Origin of the sequence: Pseudanabaena biceps PCC 7429, from assembly GCF_000332215.1 — a bacterium.
GTDB lineage: Bacteria > Cyanobacteriota > Cyanobacteriia > Pseudanabaenales > Pseudanabaenaceae > Pseudanabaena > Pseudanabaena biceps.
On record NZ_ALWB01000331.1, the window covers coordinates 1 to 4,008 of the forward strand.

Annotated in this window: 4 protein-coding genes and 1 pseudogene; 3 read left to right on the top strand and 2 right to left on the bottom strand. The window is 45.5% G+C overall.

The window, feature by feature from the left end:
• Nucleotides 1-373 (bottom strand): DUF6444 domain-containing protein (locus PSE7429_RS21815; protein ID WP_009629550.1); only part of this gene is annotated, 373 nt, incomplete at its 3' end.
• An 82-nt stretch (nucleotides 374-455) separates the two neighbouring features.
• Between PSE7429_RS21815 and PSE7429_RS21820 the strand changes: the two genes are divergently transcribed.
• The 3 genes from PSE7429_RS21820 to PSE7429_RS21830 all read left to right on the top strand — a co-directional run bounded on the left by PSE7429_RS21820 (nucleotide 456) and on the right by PSE7429_RS21830 (nucleotide 3,384).
• Nucleotides 456-755 carry a hypothetical protein gene (locus PSE7429_RS21820; RefSeq protein WP_009629551.1) on the top strand — a complete coding sequence of 100 codons (300 nt, stop codon included), beginning with the start codon at nucleotides 456-458 and terminating at the stop codon, nucleotides 753-755.
• A gap of 337 nt (nucleotides 756-1,092) precedes the next feature.
• A complete protein-coding gene (gene gshB / locus PSE7429_RS21825; RefSeq protein ID WP_009629552.1) occupies nucleotides 1,093-2,055 on the top strand; it encodes a glutathione synthase in 963 nt (320 codons plus the stop codon).
• A 333-nt stretch (nucleotides 2,056-2,388) separates the two neighbouring features.
• Nucleotides 2,389-3,384, top strand: a complete 996-nt coding sequence (locus tag PSE7429_RS21830; protein ID WP_009629553.1) for a DUF1517 domain-containing protein — start codon at nucleotides 2,389-2,391, stop codon at nucleotides 3,382-3,384.
• Between the two features lie 442 nt (nucleotides 3,385-3,826).
• On the opposite strand, the pseudogene PSE7429_RS27410 reads toward PSE7429_RS21830, so the two are convergent.
• Nucleotides 3,827-4,008 (bottom strand): annotated as a pseudogene (locus PSE7429_RS27410) (hypothetical protein); the annotation flags it as partial.

Consider the following 4,008-nt stretch of genomic DNA (forward strand, 5'->3'; position numbering starts at 1 on the left):
GTCTGATGCTGACTCCTATCTCAGTCCATGATGCGCCTCCGCAATCTGGACATCCTTCGGGTGAGACTGTCTCAAAGCGATCTACTCGATTAAATCCTTTTCTCGTTTTTCCTTTATGTCCGATTTGTCCCCCTGCTTTTTTCTTCCCCTCCTCTTCTTCTTTTGATTCGTCTATTTTCTCTGACCGCTTTATTAGGTCACTGGATGGCGGTTTGGATGAGTCTTTGCTACTCCTGTTGTTCACCGCTTTTAGTCTCTCTATTTCTTCGTATATTTGTTGCGCCCATTCCTGTTGCCGCACGATTACTTCTACCAGTTCTCCTACTGGCATATTTTCTAGGGCTTCTCGTTCATATTGCGGTGGCTCTTTCATCCCTTTACTTTAGCCGCTTTGGCTCTTTTGTCAATTTCTTACCTGATTCTTTACATTACAAGTTTCTAAGTAAGTAGCTAAAATGCGAGTCAAGATTGAAAACGAAGTGCTTTTTATTCATCGTGAGGATGTGCCAAAGTATAACAAGCAAGGTTCGATTGTCCGTAATAGTTACTTTTGGGCTTTGCGATCGATCGCAGGTCGTGCAAATTCCCGTTACGATTGGGAATTTGAGTCAGAGGTATGGCTTGCCCTGCAAAGAATGTTAATCTCCTTTGCGGAATCTGGATATTTACCCACTCAAGAAACTCAGCTAGAATTTGCTTCTGAGACAGAGGAAATTCCCAAGGTTTTACGACTGGTTTCCACAATCATTAGCTAGGGCACAATTAAAGATAAAACGTCAAAACCTGTAGCTCACGCATAGCGTGAGCTACAGGTTTTATACCAAACTTGAAAACCCTTACTAAGTAATACCAGGTAATACCAGTTCACGAAAGTGTGACAACACTTTTGTGAGCTAAAACCCAGACCCAGTAAGGTTTTTTAAGCTAAAAATGGCTACGCCATTTTTAGCTTTGGTATAAATGGGCGCAAAATATAAAAACCTTAAACCTGTAGCGCACGCTGTGCGTGCGCTACAGGTTTAAGGTTTGGTTTTTAATTATGCCCAGCTACTAAAAGCTCTGAATTAAGCTCTGAAAAAACAATAAAATTCTATGAAACTCGCCTTTATTATCGATCCGATCGCGAAGCTCGATCCTGCCCATGACTCTAGTGTTGCGCTCATGGAAGCAGCTGGGCGCAAAGGTTATGAAGTATTTATTACCGATATGAATACTCTTAGCGTGAGGGATGGTAAAGCATGGGCTTTGCTGCAACCAATCAAAATCCACCCCATGCCCCTCATCGATGGTAAGTGGCAAATCCCGAATCCTTGGTATGAGACTGACAAGGGCAATTTTCAGCCTCTAGAAAATATGCAATTTGTCTGGATGCGCCCTGATCCTCCTGTAACGACAGAATACCTTTACGCAACCTATATTCTGGACTATGTGGATGGGCGCAAAACCAAAGTCCTCAACTCGCCGCAGGGAATTCGCGCCGCCAATGAAAAAATGTATGCCTTGCAATTTACAGGTGCAATTCCCAAAACCATTGTGACGGCAGATAAAGGTACAATTCGCGACTTTGTTGCCGCCGAGGGCAAGGCTGTGATGAAGCCCTTGGGTGGCAAAGGTGGTGAGGGAATTTTATTTTTAGAAGTAGGCGATCGCAATCTCAACTCCCTGATCGAAATCAGTACTAATATCGGTAAAACTCCTGTGATGGTGCAGGAATATCTCCCCGATGCTCAAAAGGGGGATAAACGGATTATTTTGCTAGATGGCGAACCAATTGGCGCAGTCAATCGCGTCCCCCAGTCAGGGGAGTTTCGCGGCAATATGGCAGCGGGTGGCAGTGCCGTTCAGGTCAATATTACCGATCGCGAACGGGAAATCTGCACCCAACTCGCCCCCGTCCTGAAGCGCGACGGTTTAATGTTTGTAGGTATCGATGTAATTGGGGGCTACCTCACGGAGGTAAATGTTACTAGCCCCACAGGGGTACGCGAGATTGATCGCCTCGACGGGGTATCACTGGGCGATCAGGTCATGGATTGGTTGTCAAACCTTGACTAAGTAGCTACTCCCTTCCCAGTCAAGAAATAGCGGTGCGGGGCTTCGCCCCGCACCGCTATTTCTTGGTTTTATATATCTATTTCTTTAGTGGGAAGGGAGTAGGCGCAGTTAAATATAAGATCCCAAAACCTGTAGCGCAAGCTGCGCGTGCGCTACAGGTTTTGATTCTGGGTTTTATGCCCAGCTACTTATCTAAGGACGAGTGGCGGAGCGAAGCGCCGCCACTCCTCTTTGGCGTTTTATGCCCTAGGCAAACCTTACGTTGCTATAGAGCTAGAATTGAGGGAGAACATTTATAACAAAGCCATATTTTTGAGTCCTATCCTTTGTCCTATGAAATTTTTTAGCTCAGAATTTATCCAAAAAGCTAAGGCGATCGCCAAGCGCTCAGCGCGATCGCTTTTCGCCCTTTTACTAGTAGCTATGGTCTTATTTGGCAACACCCACGAAGCCCTTGCCAAGCGATCGGGGGGGCGAATGGGTGGTAGTGCCTTTAGGGCTGCGCCCAGCCGTTCGATACCCTCCAACTCTGGCTACAGCAACCGTAGCTCTTATTCCAACAGCAGATCCTATTCCCCCATCGGTGGCGGTGGTGGATTTTTCTTCCTACCGATGTTTTTTGGCGGCGGTGGCGGCGGACTGTTTTCGATCCTGTTATTAGTGATCGTTGCAGGTGCTGTCCTCCAAGCATTTCGGGGTCGCGGTGATGGCGAAGGGATTACAGGTACTGATAATAAGGTAACCGTAGCCAAAATTCAGGTGGGGCTACTGTCCTCAGCGCGATCGCTACAACAGGAGTTAACCCGTCTAGCCCTTGAATCAGACACCTCCTCGGTGGAAGGGTTGGCAACCGTCACCCGTGAAACGGCGATTTCCCTGATGCGTCATCCTGAATATTGGGTCTATGTCAGCAGTGCCAGTGAAAATACCCAGTTTGCCCTTGCCGAACAAAAATTTAACGGATTAGTAATGTCCGAACGGAGCAAACTCAATGCGGAAGTATTAAGTAATGTGAGCGGTCGCATCCTTCAAGGTAAAGCTGCTGCCTCCTCATTGCCCACCTCATTTCCCAGTGAAGGGAATCTCAGCCTTGAAGATCCTAGCGAATATATTGTGGTAACGATCTTAATTGCTACTGCTGGTGAAACCCTCGCCAAATTGCCAACTTTACGCTCGTCCTCAGATTTACAAGCCTCTCTAGCGGCGATCGGCTCTATTCCTGCGGATAACCTCTTAGCGGTAGAAGTACTATGGGAACCTCAGTCTGAAGAATATACCCTAACCACCGATGAGATTTTGACTATCTATCCCGATCTAGTGCGCATCTAATTAATACCAAATCACAAAATGGCTACGCCATTTTGTGATTTTAAAACCCTTACTGGGTTTGGTTTTCAATTCCCAAAAGTGTGGCTACACTTTTGGGAATTGGTATAACTTAACATCAGTTCAGATTAAGCTGACAAATTTTAAAATCCCAAAAGTAAAAGCCTTGCTTAGCAAGGCTTTTACTTTTGAGATTTGAGAAAGGGTTTGCTACGCAAGCCCTTTCTCAAATCTCGTTTCAAATTATCCCGAACTCATGTATAAAATCCCCAAACCTGTAGCGCACGCGCAGCATGCGCTACAGGTTTGGATTCTGGGTTTTAATTATGCCTAGGTACTTACTCCCTTCCCAGTGAAGAATTAGACGTTGCGGCGCGAAGCGCTGCAACGTCTAATTCTTGGTTTTGTATGTCTATTTCTTTAGTGGGAAAGGAGTATATAGAAGTTACGCATTGACAGAAGGGAGAAGATTTGCAGGTAGGAGATAATTGTAATCAGCTAAGTTTTCCATGACAAAAGAACGAATGACATCATTGAACAAATTACGCTTGAGGGCATAGCAATTCGTAATTAAAATTGTGAATACAACGCAACTGCAAATGGACAAAAGCGGAAATAGCAGCAAAG

Excerpts from the sequence above, each read along its gene's own strand:
- PSE7429_RS21820 (WP_009629551.1), top strand. The coding sequence starts at position 456 with ATGCGAGTCAAGATTGAAAACGAAGTGCTTTTTATTCATCGTGAGGAT.
- gshB (WP_009629552.1), top strand. The coding sequence starts at position 1,093 with ATGAAACTCGCCTTTATTATCGATCCGATCGCGAAGCTCGATCCTGCC.
- PSE7429_RS21830 (WP_009629553.1), top strand. The coding sequence starts at position 2,389 with ATGAAATTTTTTAGCTCAGAATTTATCCAAAAAGCTAAGGCGATCGCC.